Here is a 24,363-nt window from a genome sequence, read left to right on the forward strand (position 1 = left end):
CTTATTTAGACTGATTGTTTTGCGCGGCGGCCTTAGCCTGCATACGCAGCTTTTTGGCGGCAGTCAGCGGGTGATCTTCTGGATAATCAGGCAGATCTGGGCGGTTAGCGCCCAACATTACGCACATCAAAGACTCTTCTTGGCCTTCATTACGCAAGCCGCGGTACACACCTGGTGGCACAGAAATTACATCGCGTTCGTTCAGCACCACCTCGCAACGCTCACCGTTATATTCTAAGAACAGACGGATACTGTCGCCACGTAAAATGAAAAAAGCTTCTTCTACGTCGTGGTGTACGTGCAGCGGGCCTTCACAGCCAGCCGGCAAAATCATCGTAGAAAAAGTGAAATGCTCAGCCGGAATGACGTTGTCATCATGGGTCACACCCGCAGCACCTGTACCCACGTAACGCGTTTGCGCACGACGGTAAGTTGGGTTCACTTCTGCTTGCCAACCCAGTGCGTTCCAGTCGTACTGACGGGTTTTACGGCGTGCAATGCGTGACTCAATCCACTCTTGCAGGCTTTTGTCTTGTGGACGTTTCCAGCTGGCAAACAGGGGAGATTTCTGATCGGGAATCGGTACGACTTTTTCAGTTGTCATATCACTCATGGCTTTTCCTTTTTCTACTTCAATAACATCAGATCAATCAAAATGAGTGCTGCAGACCTACACCAAACTGGTGTTTGTGCTGGTTCTCATCAATAAAGTGGTTACGCACGCTGTACACGTTACCCATGACGTAAACGTTGGTGCGTTTAGAAAGTTGATAACGGTAACCTGCGGCAAAACCGCCGTTGTTCGACATCATGGCGCGCTGGTAGCTCAGCATGATCGAGCCACTTTTACCGGTAGGAATCGATGCACCTACAGTGAAAGCACGGTCTTTATCTCTACCAGTTTCTACATAGCCAGGCGCTGGGTTCAGGTTGATATTGCGCTGCTCGTTATAGCCACTGAACAAACGCACCATGCCGAAGTCGTAGGACAACGCGAACTGATAGTTCTGGGCTTTGCGTTTATTACTGTCTTTAATAGGATCCAAACGTTCGTAGGTCAGCGCTGCTTTCAACGGACCATTGGTGTAACGCAAACCTGCTGTCAACACACGGTTGTTGTTGGATGCACCGAAGGACTGTTCGTCTGCAGTAGAGAAGCTGTAACCCACACCAGCCTCAAAACCACCCACGATAGGGGTTTGGTAGGTGAAGGCGTTGCTCAAACGGCCATCCGCACCGAAATCACCGCTTTTATAGCCGAAGGTAGAACCAATGGAGTTACCCGACCATGCCACACCAAAGGGGCTGGCAATAAATGGAGTCCAGGAGTAACCAAAGACGGTTTGACGGCCCATTTTCAGCTCACCAAAACCTCCTTTTAGCCCCAAGGTTGCTTGTCGACCAAACAAACGGCCTTGCGTAGAACTACCCGTAGTAGTCAGCAAACCGCCTTCCAATTGGAAGGTCACGGAATACCCGTTGCCTAAATCCTCGCTACCGCGCACGCCAAAACGTGATTGGCCAGAAATACCACTGACCACACCAAAGCGCTTTCCACCGTCTAGTCGTTTTTCTGCCAGCATACCGGTGTCCAGCAACCCATACAGTTGCACGTTGGACTGCTGTGCCAGTGCGGCACCTGACCAGGCACATGCCATAGCCAATACACCGGCGACTGCTCCTCGTTGTCTTTTGCTCATCCCCATTCCTTTTTGTTCCACTAGCGAAACCATGTTTTATATTAGGAACACGAAGTATAAAATCATTTAAACTTTCAAATAAATGAGTAGAAACCCTTTAGGCATCAATTACTGGTGCGATCTGAATCGCTATCTGTCACAATTTCGTCCCCCCTCTTATACTTAGTCACATCAAACAAACTGCTGTGACCAACATCGAAGAGACCTTATGAGTACAACTTTGCCGGCACAACAAAACTACACAGTTCCAGGACTGGAACGCGGCCTGCGTTTGTTATTTGAATTCAACCGTAATGAGCAAACCCTAACGGCTCCAGAGCTCGCAAAAAGACTAGATCTACCTCGCACCACTACCTTCAGGCTGTTGGCCACACTGGAAAGCATGGGGTTTGTGCAACGCGTAGAAGGTGGCCACGCCTACAAATTGGGCATGGCCATTTTGCGTTTGGGTTTTGAGTATCTGGCGTCGCTGGAGCTCACCGAACTGGGTACGCCCATTCTGGAACGGGTACGCGATGAAACGGGGTTATCGTGCAACTTAGCCATACAAGATGAACACAGCGTGGTGGTGATTAGCAAAGTCGCTGCCCCCACGCCTTTTGTCAGTACGGTGCATGTGGGCACACGCTTACCCTTGCACGCCACGCTATTGGGACGCGTGCTATTAAGTGATATGAAACCAGCAGATTTGTTGGCGCTATACCCCGACGATACGCTGCCCAAATTCTCAGAACGCACGCCCTCTAACACCGCTATGCTCTACGAGCTGATACGTCAAGACGTAGAGCGCGGTTATGGCTACGATGAAGGCTATTTCGAACCAGAGGTAGGCAGCGCTGCTGTGGCGGTACGCAACAAGCACGGCCACATTGTCGCTGTGCTGGGGGTGACGATTCCGGTGAGTTATTTACGCTCTGGCAAACTGAACACCTCACAGTTGGTCAACACGGTGCGCAGCGCCGCGACCGAGTTATCTCAACTGTTGGGGTACCACAGCCCTTCACCCTCTGCGGTGTAACCCATGCGCGCAGACACTAGCCTCGCCGATCTGCGCCGCTACGCCATTGCACGCACCTTATTTACACCCACCACCTTGCCTGCTGCCATCCGGCGGCTAGGCTTTGTGCAAGCCGATCCCATTCGTGCACCCGCGCGTGCGCAAGACCTGACGCTACGCCACCGCGTCAAAGACTACCGAGCTGGAGACCTAGAACAGCGTTATCCACGCCTGTCCATAGACGAAGATTGCTTGGTGAACTACGGCTTTATGCCCCGTGAGCACGTGACTCTGATGCATCCGCGCCAAGCAAAAAAAATCTGGGATGCCGATACACAGCGCAAAGCCGACAATGTTTTAGCCTTTGTACGTGAACACGGGGCTACACACCCACGCGATGTGGAGCAACATTTCAAACACGGTCGTGTCATGAATGGCTGGGGCGGCTCCAGTAATGCCAGTTCGCGCTTGCTAGACGGCTTACATTACCGCGGGCTGTTACGGGTAAAGCAACGCGACAAAGGCATACGCATTTATGAAATGGCCTCATACCCGCCTGCGGACGATACACCTGCAGGCTGTGCCAGACGAGCTGCCGCCTTAATAGAATTAGTGGTACGCAAATACGCACCGCTGCCCGCAGCCAGCCTCACTTATTTAGTGCGACTACTCAGCTATGGTGCCCCACATCTGGCAGAACAAACCCAAATCGCCTTAAAACTCGCACGCGACAACCTAGCAAGTTGCCGTATTGATGGCATTACCTGGTACTGGCCAGCGGATGAAAACCCATCCTCGCGCCGTCATACTGTGGATAACCAACTGCGACTGCTCGCCCCCTTTGACCCCATCGTCTGGGATAGACGCCGATTCAGTCTGCTGTGGAATTGGGCATATAAATTCGAAGCCTATACGCCGCCAGCCCAACGCCAACTGGGTTATTACGCATTACCCATGCTCTGGCGTGACCACGTTATAGGTTGGGCTAATGTGTCGGTCAATGCTGGCAAGGTAGAGACCACCTTTGGTTATGTCGCGGGCGAAGCCCCAACGGATGCTGCCTTTAGGAATGCGCTAGACGAGGAAATCGCGCGTCTAAGACTATTCCTCATTCCACGCTAATTGAGAGTGCAGCGACCTATCATGTACTCTACACATGGACTAAGTGTTTGTATGTTCTTTTCTACCGAACGAGGAGGTAAACATCTATGCAACTCTTTAAACGCCTATTCCACAAATTTCAGTCACGCCCAAGAAAAGAATTTCACGAAATGAGCGACTGGATATTAGCGCTACTGGGAGCAAGTTCATTTCTCATTGCTGGGTATTGGGTGCTAGCTGTCTACAAAATTCTACCAACACTCATAGACCTCACCAACCAACATGGGCTGACATGGATCGGAACCGTCATGTTTACAATTATTGGTGCGCTAGGTGTGAAAATTTGGTTCTTTGGAAACCTAGCGAAACGTTGTAATACCCTCCTTATCGAACGTCATTTTCGCTAGACTCCCCTAAAGTCTTTACTGCTCTGTTTAATATAAAACCCTATGAGGGCAAAAAAGGGGATCAAGTGATCCCCTTTTTTTATTGGTGCCTAGGCCTTATGACCGGATTTCTGCATTCAATGCAGAGGTCACAGACGGATTAGGTCTACCTACAAACGCACTGGCTATACGCTCAATGGACACGGGTGTTTTAGGGTCCATCGTAATGCGCAACGTGCTTTTATCGCCGGTGGCAAAACGCACTATCGCTTTACATGCCGCTTCGGGGTCTTGTGTCATCAGAGCAAAGCTCTCTTCACGACACTGAAGCGTCATTTCTTCCGCCTCTTTTTCAAAGGCTTTTTCACGCTGCGATTTTGCACTGCCCTCGCCTACCTGCACAGGCAGGTTATAGCGCTTGTACAAAGCAATACCACGCTCCATCATGCCTCTATCTTTGACCTTGATATCCAGCTCTTTAATGCTGATGCGTGACAACATCTGCAGCGGCCCCATAATGCCAAAGCCCATCATGGCATCGGCGGGTAACTGCCCATTCGCTAAGCTTTGCAATGCCCCAACTTCCGTCATGCTCACCTTGAAATCCAGGTCAGCCATGTCTTTTTGCTCTACCGACAGCGCAATGTCTGCCTGGTTATCATCAAAACGTACATCTGCTTTCAGCACCACATCCATAGGAGGCAACTCTGCCCGCCCAGAGGCCAAGCCTAAGCTGTTACCCATCATGGAGTGTGACTTACCATCAGGCAGTACCAAGCCTTTCACCGACAGGGCAATGCGCTGACGTTTGGCATCTTCAATCACATCGCTAATTTGCACTTCCTTGGCTTGCAACTGATCACGCGGCGACATAGTGACGGTCACATCTTTCAAGGTCACTGTACCAAACGGCGAAGCACTAAGATCCGCCCAATGCACTTGGTCTTGCATGCCCATTGCTGCCAGCTTTTTGTGTAAAGACGCTTCAGCTTTACTGCTGGCGTAGCTAGACGCCCCCCACCACACCACTGCTACCCCTGCAACGGCGGCAGGGATAATCCACTTCATTTTTTGCTTATCCATTGTCATCCCTTACCAAAAAAGGCCGCCACCGTCGGGCGCACTGTCTATCACGGCTTGTGCTGCTTCTGGAGTCCAGTCAGGATTACCCAATTGCATACGTATCACCGCTAGTGGTTCCAGCAACTCAGCACAACCTTCTTTCTCGCACTGTTGAACGGGTGTTGAACCCAACTGCACCATCGTCATCGGTAAGTCGTCACCATCCAAAATACCGGCATCCAAAGAACGTGTACCCTTAACCCAGTACCACCCCTTCTTCAGATCAGACTGCCCAACGAGGCGCATGGGGTACGGCCAATCTACGGTCGCATCATCCTTTTTAGAACCATCGACGCGCACAATACGGGCGAAGTCATCCGATTGCCCCGCCACCAAACGTGCATAAGCGTGTGCACCTGAAGCAGCTCGGTACTGTATGTCTTCTTCCAACATAGGCAGCAATGCTTCCTTGCCCTCAGCCTCTACACGCTCTTGCAAACGCTGATAATGGCTCAGGTTATTGCGCTCTATACGGGCTTGCTGACGCAACTGATTCTGGCGTTCACGCTCTATACGTTCTTCCTCGTAACGCTTCTGCTCAGCAGCGCGCGCTTCTCGTTGGAACAAATAGTTTTGTGCATGCTGCAAGTTGTACTGCCAATCACCTTGAGGCTGGCCAGTACGGTAGTTATAGCGACGCGATGCACTCACGCTGTACAACAACTCTGCGGCATTGTTATTCCATATCCCTTGTGGCATATCGCTAAACACCAAGCGCACGTCCGTTGCATTCGGCATAACCAACGCTAAACGGTCCAACGCTTTGTCTACTTCTTGGCGAATTTGTACTGCCTGACGGAAGGATTCTGTTTTGGGTGTGAGCACAGCCACTTCTGGCCCAATTTGCCACGCACCAATACCCCCTCGGAATTGGCCCAATGAGGCTTTCAACAAGTAATGGCTACCCGTATCGGCATCACTCGCAACACCAAACCAACCCGTATTATTGCCGTTAAATGCCACCAAATCTGCTGGCTTCAGCCCTTGTACTGGCTTATTAAAAATCAAACCGTTGCTGAACCACAGGTCGCCCGTGCGCATGATCTGTGCGCCGTCCGAGCGTTCTAGCGTCAATCTGCCTTTGCCTTGTGCATAACCTTCAGCATTGCAGCTCACGCCCTCTGTTACCAGATTCAAATACGCCGCATCTGTACCCAAATCAAACTGGGATACCAGTTTGCAACCATTCTGGTCTTTTAAGGTACTCAAGAAAGCAGACAACTCAGTACGCTGCGCTGCCGTAGGCACTTCCCAATCGCCCACTGCAAACTCAGCCAAACCCACTGTTGGGGTGACTACCGCTTCTGTTGCTACGGTGGTGTCTGCGACTGTGTCAGGCTCTGTTTTTTCAACAGGTGCCGCTGTAGCAGCTGCCTCAGGTCTAGCTTCTGCAGCCTTAGCAGGCGTAGCGGCGGCCTTGTCTTTGTTGATCTCTACAGGCTCAGACTCAACAATCGCAGGTTTTACCTCAGGTTGAATCTCGGGCGCAGCAGGAGTTGCCGCTTCCGGTGTAGGTTCTGTTGCGCTGGTCGCTACTGGCGCAGCCTCCGGTGTAGTGTCAGCAGCAGTGGATGCTGCTTCGGGCTTAGCCCCGTCTGCCGCTACTTTGGGTGCTGCGACAGTAGGAGTGGCAGGCGCATCAACCACAGCGGTAGTATCCGATGTAGACGTACTGTCTTCTACCGCTTCGGTAGGTGCCGCCGTAGTTGACTCAGGAGTTTCTGTCGCCTCAGGTTCAGCCGCCTGTACTACTGGCGCTTCAGGCGCTTCTGCCGTTTGTAGCAGCAACGCCCAACCCGTAGCGCCTTGGCTGATACCATCCGCTACTTGTGTGCCTTGGTTATTGATTGCACGCCACGTCGCACTTTGCGCCTGAGGACATTGCTGGGCAAATAGCGCCCCCAGTTTAGGCAGCAAACGCCCCAATGCTTCGGTATCGCCCGATGCGCCGTACACCGCTCTCAATGCCAGTTCTGGTTTGCACCAGTTATCGGCCGACGCATTCTCTACAAAGATCTCAATATCTTCAGCTTTGGAATACGCCAAACGGAAATCTTCAGCAGCTGCGCTAGACGCATACAGCCCCGCCCCCACTGCCACGATAGCAGCACTCATCAATCGTTGTTTGAACATGATTATCCTATTTGCCAAGCGCCATCAACAGACTGACACGCATCCACCGTTTTGCTTTCCGTACCCTTCTCGGTTTTCAGCTCGTAGTTCATGGTGCGACATGTAGTTTGTACCGCTACTGTTTCCGTCACTGGACTAGCAGGCTCAAACGTATCCAGATCAAAGCCTTGCTGCCCTGCTTGCGCCACGGTAATGCTGTCTAAGTCAGTGGCTTGATCGGCTTTGGCTACCGTCACAGGAGCCGTCAACGGCGCATGCACATAGCCCACCAATACACCTTTACGGCCCACGGCAATCCAGTTATTCGGGGTTTTACCCAAAGCGGTAAAGGTTTGACCTGCTTGGAAACCACCCACTTTGTCTGCTTTCGTATCAGGTGCTGCGCGCAAGTTCACCGAACGCAAGGCGTGGTAAGACTGGTTCAACACGGCCAGATTCTCGGCTTTAGCAATCACTGGCGCGCGTTTCACCTGCGCTTCTTGCGTCACGGTTGTACTCGCTACAGGACGAATCATCGCCGATGCACCACTGTGATCGGATTCCCAATTGACGGCTCTACCCGTTTCTAGCGACTGCTGCGTACTGGCCGCCAAGGCCTCGCGATCGCGCTCATCAAGGTTGTCACCAATCCAGTTACCGAGTGCGCCACCGGCCAACGCACCCAAAATAATAGCGATGGTGCGCCCGCTACCACCGCCTATCTGACTACCTACTAATGCACCACCTACAGTACCAATCACTGTGCCCCAAGTTTGCTTACTGCCCCACTCGCCCATGTTGGCGCAACCCGATACGCCCAACGCACCAATTAGCGTTGCGACGACCAGCTTTTTGGATAAAGCCATGATTCTCTTCCGCCCTGAATAGTCGTATTTTTAGCCACTAAAGACCAAAATTCTACCATGTGCAGAATGGCGGTTCACTTTCCTATGAACCTAAGGCCTACACCGGGCTCCGTCATAATGTAGCGGGGATTCGCGGCTTCATCGCCCAATTTGTGCCTCAGCTTTCCTACTAGTATGCGCAAATAGTGGGCATCTTCTTCATGAGTAGGCCCCCACAGTTCTTTGAGTATTTGCGTTTGCGCAATCAATCTACCAGCCTGTTCTACCAGTAAAACCAATAGCGCAAACTCTTTACGCGTGAGCGGCACCACGTCCCCACGTAGCTGAACCTCGCGCTGGCTCACATCAATATATAAGTTGCCATCGTCATAAATAGGCCCTGTAGGACTGCGTATCTCTGCTACACGCAAAAAAGCACGTATACGGGCCATGAGTTCTTCAATGCCAAAGGGTTTGGTCACATAATCATTGGCACCAGCATCCAATAAAGCGACCTTTTCTGTCTCATCAGAGCGCACTGTCAAAATGATTACCGGAACGCGTGACCATTGGCGTAGCTCACGCAGCACCTCTTGCCCATCTTTATCGGGTAGGCCTAAATCCAGCACCACGATGTCAGCACCCTTACCAGCCAATAGACTTAAGCCTTCATGACCATTTTCAGCCAGCAGTGTTGCATAGCCCTGTGACCGCAAGCTGATATCAATGAGCTTGCGTATATGCGGCTCGTCATCAATGATCAGCACGCGTGCAGCAGGCGCAGAATCCAACATATTAGTCATCCTCAAATTCATGGCTAGGGGGTTGTTCGCCGACTGGCAAGCTTAAACGTATGCATGTGCCCCGCCCGTTTGGCCCTAACAATGCTTCTACTTTACCCATGTGCGCACCCACGATGCCCTGCACAATGGTCAACCCCAGCCCTGTACCTTGTTGCCCTCTGTCGCCCCGCTCTACGCTGTAAAACATATCGAAGATGCGACTACGCTCATCCTCTGGAATACCGGGGCCTTGATCAGCAACATCAATCTGTACGGTCTTATCATCCACCAGCGCAACACTCAGCGTAATGGGCACAGCTTCGGGGGAGAATTTTGCGGCATTCTCCATCACATTAAAGATTGCCTGCTCGATTAACGCCGGATGTACGTGTATAAAACCCACGCCAGCAGCAATATTCGTGCTCACCAGCACCTTAGGTTCGTAACGCTGTAATCGGCGTACGGCAGAGCCCACTAACTCATCAACACCTATCCAGTCTCGGCTGAGTGACAAGCCATGCTGCCCCAATCGCGTCATATCCAACAAGTTTTGAATATAGCGGTCTAAACGCTCCCCTTCTACGCTGATGGTTTCCAGCAAACTGCTACGGTCTGCTGCACTCATGTCTTTGCCATAGCGGGTCAGACTGTCCGCCGCACCAATCATGGAAGACAATGGTGAACGTAAATCATGAGACACGCTGGACAGTAAGGCGGATCGTAAGCGCTCTGTTTCACTGGTGACTCTTGCCACTTCAAGCTCTGACACTAGCCTTGTACGCAGTGCTGCTTGCGCAATATCGTCTGCCATACTTTCCGCTAAGCGTCGCTGCTCAAACGACAAGCGTTCCATCTCGGCAGGAAACTTCAGTGCGATCACCCCTACATTTAGCTCACTAGAACGTATAGGCAAAAACCACCAGGCAGATTGCGTCAACGTATCGGTGTACCGTCCACTGGCTTGGCCGTGTTGCTGCGTCCAGTCTGCCGCCATCATGTCTTTCTCGGACAACTGCCCCACCAGCGTTTTAGGACCATGCTCTGTCTGAATACGCATCCACGCTTGCACATGTAGCGAGGTTTGCAACACCGACGTGCCTGCCGCAATCACCTGCCCCAGATCAGCCGCTTTAGCCAGCTTACGCCCTAAGCTTTGCATTGCCGTTGCATGTGCATTCGCCGCGCGCAGCGCCATGACCTGCATCCGCAATCGTGATGCCAACCGCCCTGCAATCAGCGCTGCGGCTAGGAACAGCAGTACCGACACCAACCCACGATGCGCACTAATCAGCAGGGTGTAACGCGGCTCAATAAAAAAGAAGTTATACGCAACAAAACACAGTACAGCGGTAATCACCGAGGACGTCATGCGTGCGCGCGAAGCGACCAGCATCACCGCCACCAGAAAGACCATGGAGAGATCTTGCAAGCCCAAGACACGTTCTGCCACGGCAGCCGTGACAATCGCCCCCACGCTAGCTAACAGAATCAGCCCCAGTTCTTGCTTGGGAAACTCCGCTTGGCTCAAATCTGACCACTGTGATTCTCGTTGCGACACTAGCGGCGTACTCACGATGGTCAGTTCGTAATGCGCACCACGCAGCAACAATTGCTGCGTTAACGTGCGATTAAACATACGTGCAATAGGTCGCTCGCGGGTACGCCCAATCACTATAGATTTCACGCCGCGTGTGGCGGCCATATCCAATAACGCCTGCGTCACATCGGTGTTGTGCAGTACCTCGGCTTCACCACCCAAGCTACGCGCTAAGGCAAAGGCTTTATCGATTTCTAGTAGCCGCTGCCGCTCTATGTGCATACGTTTACTAAACATAGACGCCATACGCGCATGAGTTGTAGACGCATCTGCCGAACGTCCGGTTTCCACTGTCACCACTGCCCACGGTACCCCGCGACGCTCAGCAATTCGTGCTCCGGCCCTAACCAAATACTCCGATTGCCCGCGACCATCAATAGCAATCAACACTTGGCATTGGATAGAAACGCCCTCTAAACCTCGGGCTGCCCTTTTCTCTCTCAGGTCGGCATCCACATACTCAGCAACGGTTTGCATCGCCAGCTCTCGCAATGCAGTCAGGTTGGCTGGGGAGAAAAAGGCTTGTAATGCCTGTGCCGCTTGCTCAGGCAAATACACTTTGCCCTGATTCAACCGTTCAATAAGTTCTTGAGCCGGCAAATCGATGAGCCGTATGTCACGCAGCCTATCAAATACGGCATCGGGCACGGTTTCACTCACACGTATACCGGTGATTTGATGCACCACATCATTCACACTTTCCAAGTGCTGAATATTCACCGTGGTGTATACATCAATGCCCGCATCCAGCAGCTCCACTACATCCTGCCACCGTCTTTCGTGGCGACTACCGGGTACGTTCCGATGGGCCAGTTCATCCACCAGAACAATGGCGGGCTTACGGCTGAGAATCCCGTCTAGGTCCATCTCTTCTAGCTGTCGCCCTTGGTATTCCACTGTCTTACGTGGCAATAAAGGCAGCCCTTCGGTCATCGCTTGAGTCTCGCTACGCCCATGTGTCTCGACAATGCCTATGGTCACATCCACACCTTGTCGGTGCAGTTCATGCGCACGCAACAACATGGCATAGGTTTTACCCACACCAGGCGCCGCCCCCAAAAAGACGGTTAAGCGCCCGGCATGCTGCCGTTGAAGCTCTCCTAGAATGGCATCTGCCTGTTCTGTTCCCATAACAAGGCTAATCCTCACAATACGACGTTTGAAATACGGACTTTTAGGTTGTCAGCACTAGTGCGACAGCGCATCCAAGGCCACATTCAGTTCCAACACATTAACGCGCGGTTGCCCCAATACACCCAATTGCTTACCGGCGGTATGCTGTGCAACCAAAGCCTCAACCACACTAGGCTCAACACCACGCGCTTGCGCCACACGCTTGACCTGTATTGCGGCCGACAACGGACTAATGTGCGGATCAATACCTCCACCGGATTGCGTCACCATATCACTAGGTATCAAGGCTGGATCCACACCTTCCCGCTGTGCAACTGCTGTGGTTGTCTCAGCAATGCGTTGTCTTAACTCTGGGTTTGTACGAGCTAGATTACTCCCAGACAGCGCCATCGTGTCATATTCTGCGGCCGATGCCCGGGACTGGAAATAACGCGCATCCTCAAAAGGCTGCGCCACTAGCGATGAGCCCACTATCTTCCCGCCTTGCATCACCAAACTGCCGTTTGCCGTGTCAGGAAATGCGAGTTGCCCCACACCCACAGCAGCCAGTGGATAGATCAAACCAACGCCTACCAACGCAATGGCAGCTAAACCGAGTGCACCACGTACTACCCCTTTATCAGAGGGCGGCAGCGACTGCTGTGTATCTGCTACTACTGATGTGTTTTTACTCAACATACTCTACCCCTTACACCACAAACAAATACGTAATCGCCACATCAATTGCCTTAATCGCAATAAACGGCAATACCACACCACCCACGCCATACACCAGCATATTGTTGCGCAACAGTTGCGTCGCACTGGAGGGTTTAAAACGCACCCCTCGCAAGGCCAACGGAATCAACAACGGAATGATCAGCGCATTAAAAATCAGCGCCGACAATATGGCACTGGTTGGGCTAGCCAAATTCATGACATTCAGTACGGCCATTTGCGGAATGGCGGCAGCAAATAGCGCTGGCAAAATCGCAAAATACTTGGAGATGTCATTTGCCAGCGAAAAGGTGGTCAAAGCACCCCGTGTAATGAGCTGCTGCTTACCAATTTCCACTACTGACAACAACTTCGTAGGGTCACTATCTAAATCCACCATATTGCCGGCCTCTTTTGCCGCCTGAGTGCCCGAATTCATGGCTAGCCCTATATCGGCCTGTGCCAAAGCAGGGGCATCATTGGTGCCATCGCCCACCATCGCCACTAAACGCCCACCCGCCTGCTCGGCTCGTATACGTGCCAACTTGTCTTCTGGTCTGGCCTCGGCAATGTAATCATCCACCCCTGCTTCTGCAGCGATACTGGCCGCCGTGAGTGGGTTATCTCCGGTGATCATCACCGTTTTAATACCCATCTCACGCAAGCGAGCGAATCGTTCCTTAATACCGTGTTTGATCACGTCCGATAGCTCAATAACGCCCAGCACAAACTTACCGTCACACACTACTAATGGGGTTGCCCCTTTACGCGCCACTTTGGTGACTTTTTCTTCCAGCTCAGACGTAATAGCACCACCCAATTGCCGCACGTGTTGAGTAATGGCATCTATAGCCCCCTTGCGAATGATGTGACCATTAGGCAGGTCTACACCCGACATGCGGGACTGCGCCGAAAAAGGGACGAAAGTCGCACCTACGGGTTTCATCTGCTCGCCGTTTTCGCCTTGCGCCAACTGAACGATGGACTTCCCTTCTGGAGTGGGGTCAGCCAAGGAGGCCATTAACGCCGCATGGCTCAACTGCGAAATACCCACGCCCGATAACGGATGAAAGGCTGTGGCTTGCCTATCGCCATAGGTGATCGTGCCTGTTTTATCCAATAACAGCACGTCTACATCGCCTGCCACCTCTACTGCTTTACCAGATTTCGCCAATACATTGGCCTGTAGGGCTCGATTCATCCCCGCAATACCAATGGCTGGCAACAAACCGCCAATAGTCGTAGGAATCAGGCACACCAACAGCGCGACCAGCAACACGATATTGATTTCTATGCCTACAAATGCACCGATGAATGGCAAGGTAGTCACGACAATCAAAAAGGTAATGGTCATTACTCCCAACAGCAAACCCAAGGCCACTTCGTTAGGCGTTTTTTGCCTATTAGCACCTTCCACCAACGCAATCATCCGGTCTAGGAAACTATGGCCAGGTTCAGCGGTGATACGCACCACAATGCGATCCGACAACACTTTGGTACCGCCTATCACCCCTGAACGATCCGTACCGGCCTCACGCAACACGGGGGCCGATTCACCGGTCACCGCCGCTTCATTCACCGTTGCTAAACCCTCGATTACCTCACCGTCGGCGGGTATCTGCTGCCCTGCTTCCACGACCACAACGTCACCGGCATGCAACTCAGAGGCAGGAATAAGCTGCTCGTTGCCACATGCATCGACTTTCCTTGCCATCAGGTTTTGACGTGTACGACGCAATGAGGCGGCCTGACCTCGTCCCCTAGACTCGGCGACGGCTTCGGCATAATTACCGCAGAGCACTGTCACCAATAAGATCAACGTTACCGACCAGCCAAAACCAGGCTGCGCCCACCCTGCCATGGTGGCAACGGCAGTTAGTACTGTGCCTAGCCATACCACTGCCATCACCGGGTTTTGAATAATGTGATGCGGGGCCAACTTAATAAACGCCGCGCCTAACGTAGAGACAAAACTCTGCAATGCCTGCTGTGACGACGCAGCGCTAGTGTGTTGTTGAGAGGTTGTATTGCTCATGATGTAATCCTCAGCGAGCGATCAGAGTCAAATGGTCAGCCACAGGGCCAAGCACTAACACGGGCATAAATTGCAGCAATGTCAGCACCACAATCACAGCCACCAAGGTCAACGAGAACGTCGGTGTTTCGATTTGCAGGCTGCCGTTACTTTCTGGCGACTGACGTTTACGTGCCAACATCGCAGCAATGGCCAAAGGAATAATAAAAGCCGGATAACGCCCTGCCGCCAGCATGAAACTACACGTTGTGTTCCACCACACTGAACCATCGCTTAAGCCTTCAAACCCAGAACCGTTATTGGCAAAGGCAGACACATACTCGTAAAACACTTGGCTAATGGCGTGAAAGCCGGGGTTGGTCGTACCCGCCAAACTGGGAAACGACAGTGTTATGGCGGTCAATGTTAAGAGCACCAAGGGATGCCACAGCAGCAACACACCAAGCAACTTAATTTCAGGTGCTTCAATCTTGCGCCCAAAGAGTTCTGGGGTACGGCCCGTCATCAGCCCCGCTAAAAACACACCCAACATCAAATACACGAGGAACTGCTGTAAACCGCTACCAATCCCGCCCCAAATTGAGTTAATGAGCATGTCACTTAGCGCGACTAAACCGGTCAATGGTGCCGCCGAGTCATGCATAGAGTTAACCGAGCCGTTTGAGGTTTGTGTAGTCAATGCCGTCCACAGTGCCGAAGGCTCTGCACCCAACCGCACCTCTTTACCTTCCATCAACGCTATATCGGTGCTGGTGGATGAATAGCCCTCGGACCATAGTGCCGCACCTGCTGATACCAGCGACATCAACACCATCGTCCCAAACACAAAGGCGGCAAACTTTCTGCGGCCAGTAAAAGGGCCAATCATGAACACCACCGATACCGGCACCAAAATTAATGCCAGCGTCTCGAGAAAGTTAGACAGCGGTGTAGGGTTCTCTAACGGCACCGTGCTGTTTGGGCCATACCACCCACCACCATTAGTACCCAACTGTTTGATCGCCACCATGGGAGCCACCGGACCCAATGGGATCTTCTGCTCTGTCATTTCTACGGTGCTATCTAGCGGCGCGACGACTGGCCCACCCTCAAAGGTCGCCGGCACACCCTGACTGGTCAGCAACACCGACCACACCAAACACAGCGGCAACATGAAACGGAAGGTAGGGCGAATCACGTCAGCCCAGTAATTACCCATATCTACAGGCTCGTGGCTATGCGCGTCCGCTTTACGTGCTTCGGCATTACGCCCGCCAAACAACCCACGCAATGTTGCCGCCACTAAGGCTAGCCCCATCATGGGCGTGATGACTTGCAATGCAATGATGCCCATCATATGGCTCAAGTACGAAAGCTGCGCCTGACCCGCATAATGCTGTTGGTTGGTATTGGTTAAGAAGGAAACCATGGTGTGCAGTGCCAAATCCCAGCTCATATTGGGAGCATCATTGGGATTAAGCGGTAACCACGCTTGCGTCATCAACATGACCCACACAATGATGGCCAGTACCACGTTGCTCAACACAAAGGCAGCGGCGTAACCACGCCAGCTCATCCCTCGTTTGGGATTTGTGCCTATCAGTGCGTACAAGGGGCGCTCTAACCAACTAAACAGCGCATCGCTACGCATTGGCTCCCCACGCATCACCGCTGCCAAATACCGACCTAGCGGCCAACCCAATGAAATGGCTAAGGCAAATACCAGAAGAAATTCGGTCATGATTTGCCTCCACTCGCGCGTAGAGCTGGGCAGTGAGTCGCCTGAGCATACCCGTTAGCCGGTAGCACAACGACCCATGCACCACCGCAACCTGCGATGGCACCTATTCGGTTTGTAGAAAATATAAGGCGCATGTTCTTTTCGCTTCAGAATGGCGAAATTGCCATGCACAAATAGTAATCAGCCCCCTTTTTTCTGATCGTAACTTCTGCGTAAATTTTGATGGCTTAACGCGGCTGGATTAACGACCTTGCCCAGCCACACCCTCGGCATTGTGCTGTCACAATGCTCACTCAATGGGTAGCTAAAAACCTTCCAGACACATTCACCTCTGACAGACTGCCGCTGATAAATTGCGAAAAAAAGCCCAGCGCGACATAGTCGGCTGGGCGTTGTGTACTGCGCGATGGTGACGAAACCTTAGAACGGAATATCGTCATCCATATCAGCCAAGTTATCCACAGGAGCTTGGTATGGGTTCGCAGCTTGCTGCTGACGTGGGGCTTGTTGAGGAGCCGCAGCACGTTGTTGCTGTTGTTGTGGTGCACGGGGAGCGCTGTAGTCACCGCCACCGAAATCAGCATCGCCACCACCATCACGACCACCTAGCATTTGCATTTGGTCAGCGATGATTTCAGTGGTGTAGTTATCTTTACCGTCTTGGCCTTGCCATTTGCGTGTGCGCAGACGGCCTTCTACGTAAACCGAACGGCCTTTTTTCAGGTACTCGCCAGCGATTTCAGCCAGGCGGTTGTAAAACACCACACGGTGCCACTCGGTTTCCTCACGGCGTTCGCCGCTGTTTCGATCTTTCCAGTTTGAGGTAGTGGCAATAGAGATGTTGCAAATGGCATTGCCTTCTGCGCCATAACGTACTTCGGGATCACGACCCAAGTTGCCCACCAAAATTACCTTGTTTACCGATGCCATGACTGTATCCTGTTCAAAAAATCTATAACCCGTATTATCTACGATCGTCCCCACTTAGACCATGCCACACCATATATTTACGGATGGCCATAGTCGTGCGGCCTGCTATCTGTTATTTAGTCTGGTGTTTGCAGACCACGCCCCAGCACCAACCATGAGATGGCCAATGCGGCGCCTAACCACAATACGATTTGGGGGCCTTGTTGAGCAGCCAATATACCGCCCACTACACCACCACCAAATACGCCTAACGACTGCGACATGTTGTAAAAGCCTAGTGCCAAGCCTTTATATTCAGCCGGTGCCTGACGCGACACCAACGAAGGTTGCAATGCTTCCAACACGTTAAATGCGACAAAAAACAGCACCAGTAATGCCATCAGCCCCCAGAAGTGGTGGATCACCACAGGCATGACTAACAATACCAATGCCAACAACAACACCATCTTCATCAGAATGGCTTGATGGCACTTACGCGTTTCAGTGTAAAACACCACCGGAACCATAAACAGGAAAGATACCAGAATCACCGGTAAATACACTTTCCACAACGTTGCTGTCTGTAAGCCGCCGGTTTGCTCCAGCAAACCTGGCACCACCATAAACATCATCATCAAGATGGCGTGCAAGACAAACACACCGTAGTTCAGGCGCAGCAGGTTACGGTCTGACAGCACATCGCTGGCTTTGGCGGATTGCAGTACAGGGATGACTTGCTCGGCCGCTGGCACCACAAAGGCTGCCAGCAACATACAGATAAAGCCCAAGATACTGATTGCCCAGAATAAACCTGATAACCCGAACTGCCCAACCAACACAGGCGACAAGACCAGAGACAAGGCAAAGGACAACCCAATCGACGCCCCCACCATCGCCATGGCTCGGGTACGTACCTCGGGGCGTGTCGCATCAGCTACCCAAGCGGTAATGGCGGCAGACACCGCACCCAACCCTTGCAGTACCCTACCCACAATGATGCCGTCTACGCTCTCGGACAGCGCACAGACTATGCCCCCCACGATAAAGAGCAGCATGCCCGCCACGATCACGGGTCGGCGACCAAAACGATCCGACGCCATGCCTAGCGGGATTTGCATAAGGGCTTGCGTTAGCCCATACGCCCCCAAGGCTATCCCCACTTTCATGGCATCTTGCCCGCCCACCAAACTGCTTGCCGCGACGGCAAACACAGGCGTTAGCAAGAACAATCCCAACATGCGTGTGGCAAACAACCACGCCAACATGGTGCTGGTACGACGTTCCTGTGGGGTCAAACTTAAGCGCTCAGGGCGACTACCCATTTTTTTATTTTCTGTATGACTCATGCAACACTCTATTCTTACACTTCTTTGTGCAGTGCTATGCCAGACTTTTGGCACAAAAATGGCCTAACAGGCTATAGTAACAAGTTACCCTTTTAAAGCCCTAGACCCACGACGATGGACGCAATACGTATCCGAGGTGCGCGCACGCATAACCTCAAAAACCTGTCAGTAGATTTGCCCCGCCATGAACTGGTGGTGATTACCGGTTTGTCCGGCTCAGGCAAGTCTTCCTTGGCATTTGATACGTTGTATGCGGAGGGCCAGCGTCGCTATGTAGAAAGCTTGTCGGCCTACGCCAGACAATTTCTACAACTGATGGACAAGCCTGATGTTGATTTGATTGAAGGCTTATCCCCTGCGATCTCCATCGAGCAAAAAGCAGCCGGACACAATCCGCGTTCTACGGTTGGTACTACCACCGAAATACACGATTATTTGCGCCTATTGTACGCTCGTACTGGCACTCCTCATTGTCCAGAACACCACTTGCCGCTGCAAATGCAAAATGTCAGCCAAATGGTGGACCAAACACTGGCGTTGCCTGAAGAAACGCGTATTGCGATTTTGGCGCCGGTATTGCGCGCAACGCATGACGAATTCGAACAACAACGTCGTGCTCTGCAAGCCCAAGGTTTTGTGCGTTTGCGTGTCAACGGTGAAATGGGTGCTATTGAAGACATTCAAGCCCCTGCCCCCGACAGCTCTGCGCTGGTAGAGGTGGTAGTAGACCGCTTGCGCGTCAAACCCGACAGCGCACAGCGATTGGCTGAAAGTTTTGACACGGCCCTAGAGTTATCCCAAGGCCGCGTTACCGTTCTGAATCTAGATACCTCAGACGAACTACAGTTCAGTAACCACTACGCCTGCCCGTTGTGTGATTACCAGCTAAACGAGTTAGAGCCACGCTTATTCAGCTTTAACAACCCTGCGGGTGCTTGCCCAGATTGCAGCGGTTTAGGTTTGGTGGACTTTTTTGATCCCCAACGCGTGGTCGCGTTTCCTGACCTAAGCTTAGCAAGCGGAGCTATCAGCGGTTGGGATAAACGTAATGCCTTTACCCACACTCTGCTAACTAGCTTAGCGGCTCACTATGACTTCGATCTGGACACTCCGTTCGAAGAACTGCCTGAAGCCATACGCCAATGCATTTTGTACGGGTCGAATAACGAAGAAATCGCCTTCTTGTACTTAAATGAGAAAGGCAAAACCACCGTCAAACGCCACGCGTTTGAAGGCGTAATCCCGAATTTAGAACGCCGTTGGCGCGAGACCGACTCGCCTGCCGTGCGTGAAGAGCTGTCTAAGCTGCGTCGCACCCAACAGTGCCCGTCGTGTCATGGCTCCCGTCTACGCACCGAAGCTCGTAACGTACTGCTGGGCGAGAATGACCCGCGCGCTATCTACGAAGTCGAAGCTATGTCGTTGGCCGACTGCCAGCACTGGTTTGGTGCGTTGCAATTGAGTGGCGCTAAAAAAGAAATCGCTGAACGCATCGTGCAAGAAATTTTGGCGCGACTGCAGTTCCTGAATAACGTGGGGTTGAATTACCTATCGTTAGACCGCAGCGCCGACACCATCTCTGGCGGTGAATCGCAACGCATTCGTTTGGCCAGCCAAATTGGTTCGGGCTTAACCGGCGTGATGTACGTACTGGATGAGCCATCCATTGGTTTGCACCAACGCGACAACGATCGCTTGATTGATACTCTCAAGCGTTTGCGCGATCTGGGTAATAGCGTAATTGTGGTGGAGCATGACGAAGACATGATCCGCCAAGCTGACTTCATCGTGGATATGGGCCCCGGCGCCGGTGAACACGGTGGTCACATCGTCGCTGCAGGCACACCAGACGTTATTTTGCAGTCACCCAAGTCCCTTACCGGACAATACCTAAGCGGCCAGAAGCGCATTGCTATCCCCGCGCGCCGCCCTGTCACGCCGGATATGCCTGAATTGGTATTGCGCGGCGCCAGTGGCAACAACCTAAAATCGGTAGATCTGCATATTCCTGCCGGCCGGTTTGTGTGTATCAGTGGCGTGTCTGGCTCGGGTAAATCTACGCTGATCAACGATACGTTGGCGACGGCGCTGTCACAGCATTATCACCGCGCGCAAACAGAACCAGCCCCTTACCTAGGTTTGGAAGGGCTGGAACACTTCGACAAAGTGATTAACGTAGACCAAAGCCCTATTGGTCGCACACCACGCAGTAACCCCGCCACCTACACCGGTCTGTTCACCACCATTCGTGAACTGTTTGCAGGCGTTCCTGAAGCGCGTGCGCGTGGCTACGACCCAGGTCGTTTCTCGTTTAACGTCAAAGGTGGCCGTTGCGAAGCGTGCCAGGGTGACGGCGTGATGAAGGTAGAAATGCACTTTCTGCCCGATATCTACGTACCTTGCGATATTTGTCACGGTAAACGCTACAACCGCGAAACCTTGGACATTCAGTACCGCGGCAAAAACATCAGCGAAGTGCTAGACCTGACTGTTGATCAAGCACTGACTTTCTTTGGTGCTGTGCCTGCCATTGCCCGTAAACTAGACACCTTGATGGATGTGGGCCTGTCGTACCTGCGTTTAGGCCAAAGTGCGACCACCCTATCGGGCGGTGAAGCCCAACGTGTGAAACTGGCGCTGGAGTTATCCCGACGCAGCACAGGTCGTACCTTCTACATATTGGATGAACCCACGACTGGGCTGCACTTCCAAGACATCGCGCTACTGCTGGATGTATTGAATAAGCTGGTGGATGCGGGCAATACGGTGGTGATTATTGAGCACAATCTAGACGTCATCAAAACAGCCGATTGGGTCATTGATATGGGGCCAGAAGGCGGTGCTGCAGGCGGCCAGATCGTCGCACAAGGCACGCCTGAGGTGATTGCATCCACCCCCGAAAGCCATACTGGGCATTATTTGCAGGCACTACTCACAGTGCCTGCCTAAACGCTTAACCATTACATGTGAAACAGTTGCTGGTGCTCACGGATCGCGTAGCGGTCTGTCATACCAGCAATGTAGTCTGCAATCGCACGGGCTTGTGCTTGCGGGCTTTCACGTCGGTGCTCGGCTGTCAGCAAGCGTGGATCTTCCATATACGCCACAAACAACTCACGAATAATACGACGTGCTTTGCTCATCATGCGCAGCACTTGTGGGTGGCGGTAGAGGTTCTCGCGCAAGAATTTCTTCAAATGATCGGCTTCTACCCGCATTTCCATCGAAAATGCTGCCATTTTCCCGGCTTGGCGTAATTCGTCTACGCTACCTGGCCTAGCCATCTCCAGATTCTGCTGCGTCGTCAGCGTCAAATCTTGCACAAAGGTATTGATCATGGTGCGTATGGTCTCAGCCACCAAGCGCTTTTGCGACACAGAGGGGTACATTTGGCGCGCGGCCACATAGTGCTGGAAGAAAATAGGCACTTCGCACAGTTGCTCTAGTGTGATCAACTTTGAGCGCAGACCATCATCAATATCGTGATTGTTATAGGCAATTTCGTCGGCCAGATTGGTCACCTGCGCCTCTAAGGAGGGCTGTCTACGCAGTAAAAAACGCTCGCCCACATCGCCCAACAAATGTGCATGACGCAAATTACAGTGCTTCAAGATGCCCTCACGGGTTTCAAAGCACAGATTCAGGCCATCAAAGGCGGCATAGCGTTCTTCTAGAGTGTCGACAATGCGCAGACTTTGCAGGTTGTGCTCAAAGCCACCTGCTTGCGGTACTAGCTCGCGCATGCAGGCGTTAAGCTCTTCTTGGCCTGCATGCCCGAAAGGGGTGTGTCCCAGATCGTGCGCCAGTGAAATCGCCTCTACCAGGTCTTCATGCACCTGTAGATTTCTTGCCAATGAGCGGGCAATTTGTGCGACTTCAATACTGTGCGTGAGGCGGGTACGGAACAGGTCTCCTTCATGATTAATGAAAACCTGCGTTTTGTACTCCAGCCGCCTAAACGCTTGGCAATGGATGATGCGATCACGGTCTCGTTGAAACTCATTACGCCGTTCCGGCCCATCTTCTGGGTGGCGTCTACCTCGGCTATGTTCTGGAAAACATGCATAAACGGCCAGTGACACCATAACGATCCCCTTATTTATCGGTTATTTGAAACCTTCCAAGACCGCCGCCACTTTCTCTGGCTCTACGGCCTGTACATGACTCTTACCAATGTCGGACATCAGCACAAAGCGCAGTTGCCCGCCTTCGGCTTTTTTATCTATACCCATCAACTCGATCCAGCGCTCAGCAGGCCAAGAGGGAGGAACAGTGGGGCAACCAATGTTCTTCACCAGCTCTCGTACGCGCTGCACTTTTTCGGCAGGAAAGCCGCAACACGCCACCGATAGCTCGGCAGCCATAATCATGCCGCACCCTACTGCTTCGCCGTGCAGCCACTTACCGTAGCCCAAACCGGACTCAATCGCATGCCCAAAGGTATGACCCAGATTCAGCAAAGCACGTAGCCCTGACTCACGCTCATCAGCAGAGACCACTTCGGCCTTCACTTCGCAAGAACGCTGCACCGCATACGCCAGTGCGTCTGGGTCACGCTTCACCAGTGCTTCTACATTTTGCTCGCACCACTGGAAAAAGCCTTCATCTACAATTAGGCCATACTTGATCACCTCTGCCAATCCCGCCGCAATTTCACGGTCTGGCAGGCTTTGCAGCACATTGATGTCTACTTCAACCGCTATAGGCTGGTAGAACGCACCAATCATGTTTTTACCCAAGGGGTGATTCACAGCGGTTTTACCACCTACCGAGGAATCCACCTGAGCCAACAAGGTTGTGGGCACTTGAATAAAGCGAATGCCACGCATAAAGCAAGCAGCAGCAAAACCAGCAATATCACCCACCACGCCACCGCCTAATGCCACAATCAGCGCCTTGCGATCCAATCGCTCACCCAATAAGCGGTCAAAAATGCTGTTCAGCGTATTCCAGTCTTTATAGGCTTCGCCATCTGGGATAGACACCTCTAGCACCGGTTTGCCGGTTTGATTCAAGGCGTCCAACACTTGCTCGCCGTACAACCCCATCACCGTAGGATTGCTGATCAACGCAATACGGGTCACATCCGCAGGGATGCTTTCTGCCAACTTGGCTAAACGCCCCGCTGCAATCTGTATGGGGTAAGAGCCGCTAGGCGTCTGCACCGATACTACTCTCATTGTTTGACCTCACATTTATTCAGTAATTCAGCAGCCAAATCGCGCACAGCTGTAGAAATGGGCGCACTTCCAGTATCAAACACGATGTCTGCCACTTCGGCGTACATAGGCTCACGTTTAGCCAATAATTCTGTCAAACGTTGGCGCGGATTCGGAGTTTGCAACAAAGGACGACTTTTATCTTTGGCAACGCGCTTAAAAAGTTCTTCTGCGCTCGCTCGCAAATACACAACCAAGCCACGCTGTTTCAGAAAATTGCGGTTTTCAGGCAACAAAATGGCGCCCCCGCCCGTTGCCAACACAATACCTGGTAACCGAGTGCAAGCGTCTAGTGCTGCTGCTTCACGTCTGCGGAACCCTTCTTCACCTTCTATGTCAAAGATATCTGCGATGCGTACTCCGCAGCGTGCTTCCAGTTCGTGATCCAAATCTGTGAAACTGCGATTCAGGCTGCGAGCCAGTTGTTTGCCTATAGTTGTTTTACCAGCACCCATCATACCGACCAGAAAAATAGGGCGTTGATTGGGTTGCCGTAAATGTTGCAGTTCTCTTTCCCCCAAAGGGGGTAAAGGGTCAATTTGCATGAGTTCTGTGGGTAAAGAGTCTGTCATTTGTGTATTATCCCATTAGCGCACCCAAAAAAAAGTACACTATCCGAGTTTTATGGCGTCTGTTAACACAGTAAACTGGTACACACGCTC

18 protein-coding genes are annotated in these 24,363 nt (G+C 52.3%); 3 read left to right on the top strand and 15 right to left on the bottom strand.

Annotation, left to right across the window (positions count from 1 at the left end; translation table 11 throughout):
- Position 1: 1 nt before the first annotated feature.
- Positions 2 to 604 (bottom strand): cupin domain-containing protein, encoded by a 603-nt coding sequence (locus ACLPHM_RS11335; protein WP_430221399.1) that lies wholly within the window; start codon positions 602 to 604, stop codon positions 2 to 4.
- Positions 605 to 650: 46 nt separating this feature from the next.
- Positions 651 to 1,700, bottom strand: a complete 1,050-nt coding sequence (locus ACLPHM_RS11340) for a porin (protein ID WP_430221341.1) — start codon at positions 1,698 to 1,700, stop codon at positions 651 to 653.
- A 208-nt stretch (positions 1,701 to 1,908) separates the two neighbouring features.
- On the opposite strand from ACLPHM_RS11340, the gene ACLPHM_RS11345 reads away from it, so the two are divergent.
- Both ACLPHM_RS11345 and ACLPHM_RS11350 read left to right on the top strand, forming a co-directional pair.
- On the top strand, positions 1,909 to 2,718 hold the full coding sequence (locus tag ACLPHM_RS11345) for an IclR family transcriptional regulator (protein ID WP_430221342.1): 810 nt from the start codon (positions 1,909 to 1,911) through the stop codon (positions 2,716 to 2,718).
- A 3-nt stretch (positions 2,719 to 2,721) separates the two neighbouring features.
- Entirely contained in the window at positions 2,722 to 3,819 is a 1,098-nt protein-coding gene (locus tag ACLPHM_RS11350; RefSeq protein ID WP_430221343.1) for a DNA glycosylase AlkZ-like family protein, read from the top strand.
- Between the two features lie 482 nt (positions 3,820 to 4,301).
- Here ACLPHM_RS11350 and ACLPHM_RS11355 read toward each other — a convergent pair whose 3' ends face one another.
- The 10 genes from ACLPHM_RS11355 to ACLPHM_RS11400 form a co-directional block, all read right to left on the bottom strand.
- On the bottom strand, positions 4,302 to 5,267 hold the full coding sequence (locus ACLPHM_RS11355; RefSeq protein WP_430221344.1) for a hypothetical protein: 966 nt from the start codon (positions 5,265 to 5,267) through the stop codon (positions 4,302 to 4,304).
- Between the two features lie 9 nt (positions 5,268 to 5,276).
- On the bottom strand, positions 5,277 to 7,439 hold the full coding sequence (locus tag ACLPHM_RS11360) for a hypothetical protein (protein WP_430221345.1): 2,163 nt from the start codon (positions 7,437 to 7,439) through the stop codon (positions 5,277 to 5,279).
- Positions 7,440 to 7,441: 2 nt separating this feature from the next.
- Complete coding sequence (locus ACLPHM_RS11365; protein WP_430221346.1) at positions 7,442 to 8,284, bottom strand: SH3 domain-containing protein; 843 nt, start codon at positions 8,282 to 8,284, stop codon at positions 7,442 to 7,444.
- A gap of 74 nt (positions 8,285 to 8,358) precedes the next feature.
- The gene (locus tag ACLPHM_RS11370; protein WP_430221347.1) at positions 8,359 to 9,057 is read right to left on the bottom strand and encodes a response regulator; all 699 of its coding nucleotides are present in this window, start codon (positions 9,055 to 9,057) and stop codon (positions 8,359 to 8,361) included.
- 1 nt (position 9,058) lies between these two features.
- On the bottom strand, positions 9,059 to 11,773 hold the full coding sequence (locus tag ACLPHM_RS11375; RefSeq protein WP_430221349.1) for an ATP-binding protein: 2,715 nt from the start codon (positions 11,771 to 11,773) through the stop codon (positions 9,059 to 9,061).
- A 57-nt stretch (positions 11,774 to 11,830) separates the two neighbouring features.
- The gene (gene kdpC, locus ACLPHM_RS11380; protein WP_430221350.1) at positions 11,831 to 12,454 is read right to left on the bottom strand and encodes a potassium-transporting ATPase subunit KdpC; all 624 of its coding nucleotides are present in this window, start codon (positions 12,452 to 12,454) and stop codon (positions 11,831 to 11,833) included.
- Between the two features lie 10 nt (positions 12,455 to 12,464).
- A complete protein-coding gene (gene kdpB, locus ACLPHM_RS11385; RefSeq protein ID WP_430221351.1) occupies positions 12,465 to 14,507 on the bottom strand; it encodes a potassium-transporting ATPase subunit KdpB in 2,043 nt (680 codons plus the stop codon).
- Between the two features lie 10 nt (positions 14,508 to 14,517).
- Positions 14,518 to 16,227, bottom strand: coding sequence for a potassium-transporting ATPase subunit KdpA (gene kdpA / locus ACLPHM_RS11390; RefSeq protein WP_430221352.1), 1,710 nt, complete (start codon positions 16,225 to 16,227; stop codon positions 14,518 to 14,520).
- 420 nt (positions 16,228 to 16,647) lie between these two features.
- Complete coding sequence (ssb, locus tag ACLPHM_RS11395) at positions 16,648 to 17,157, bottom strand: single-stranded DNA-binding protein (protein WP_430221353.1); 510 nt, start codon at positions 17,155 to 17,157, stop codon at positions 16,648 to 16,650.
- A 116-nt stretch (positions 17,158 to 17,273) separates the two neighbouring features.
- Positions 17,274 to 18,482: an MFS transporter gene (locus tag ACLPHM_RS11400; RefSeq protein WP_430221354.1), complete on the bottom strand. Its 1,209-nt coding sequence runs from the start codon at positions 18,480 to 18,482 to the stop codon at positions 17,274 to 17,276.
- A gap of 114 nt (positions 18,483 to 18,596) precedes the next feature.
- Here ACLPHM_RS11400 and uvrA point away from each other — a divergent pair, with 114 nt between their 5' ends.
- The gene (uvrA, locus tag ACLPHM_RS11405; protein ID WP_430221355.1) at positions 18,597 to 21,431 is read left to right on the top strand and encodes an excinuclease ABC subunit UvrA; all 2,835 of its coding nucleotides are present in this window, start codon (positions 18,597 to 18,599) and stop codon (positions 21,429 to 21,431) included.
- Positions 21,432 to 21,442: 11 nt separating this feature from the next.
- Here uvrA and ACLPHM_RS11410 read toward each other — a convergent pair whose 3' ends face one another.
- The 3 genes from ACLPHM_RS11410 to ACLPHM_RS11420 are packed head-to-tail and all read right to left on the bottom strand — an operon-like array spanning position 21,443 to position 24,273.
- A complete protein-coding gene (locus ACLPHM_RS11410) occupies positions 21,443 to 22,585 on the bottom strand; it encodes a deoxyguanosinetriphosphate triphosphohydrolase (protein WP_430221400.1) in 1,143 nt (380 codons plus the stop codon).
- Positions 22,586 to 22,588: 3 nt separating this feature from the next.
- Positions 22,589 to 23,662 (bottom strand): 3-dehydroquinate synthase, encoded by a 1,074-nt coding sequence (gene aroB / locus ACLPHM_RS11415; protein WP_430221356.1) that lies wholly within the window; start codon positions 23,660 to 23,662, stop codon positions 22,589 to 22,591.
- Positions 23,659 to 24,273 (bottom strand): shikimate kinase, encoded by a 615-nt coding sequence (locus ACLPHM_RS11420; RefSeq protein WP_430221357.1) that lies wholly within the window; start codon positions 24,271 to 24,273, stop codon positions 23,659 to 23,661. Before ACLPHM_RS11420 ends, aroB begins: the two co-directional genes overlap by 4 nt.
- Between the last annotated feature and the right edge of the window lie 90 nt (positions 24,274 to 24,363).

Origin of the sequence: Paenalcaligenes sp. Me131, assembly GCF_050487225.1 — a bacterium.
Lineage (GTDB): Bacteria > Pseudomonadota > Gammaproteobacteria > Burkholderiales > Burkholderiaceae_B > Paenalcaligenes.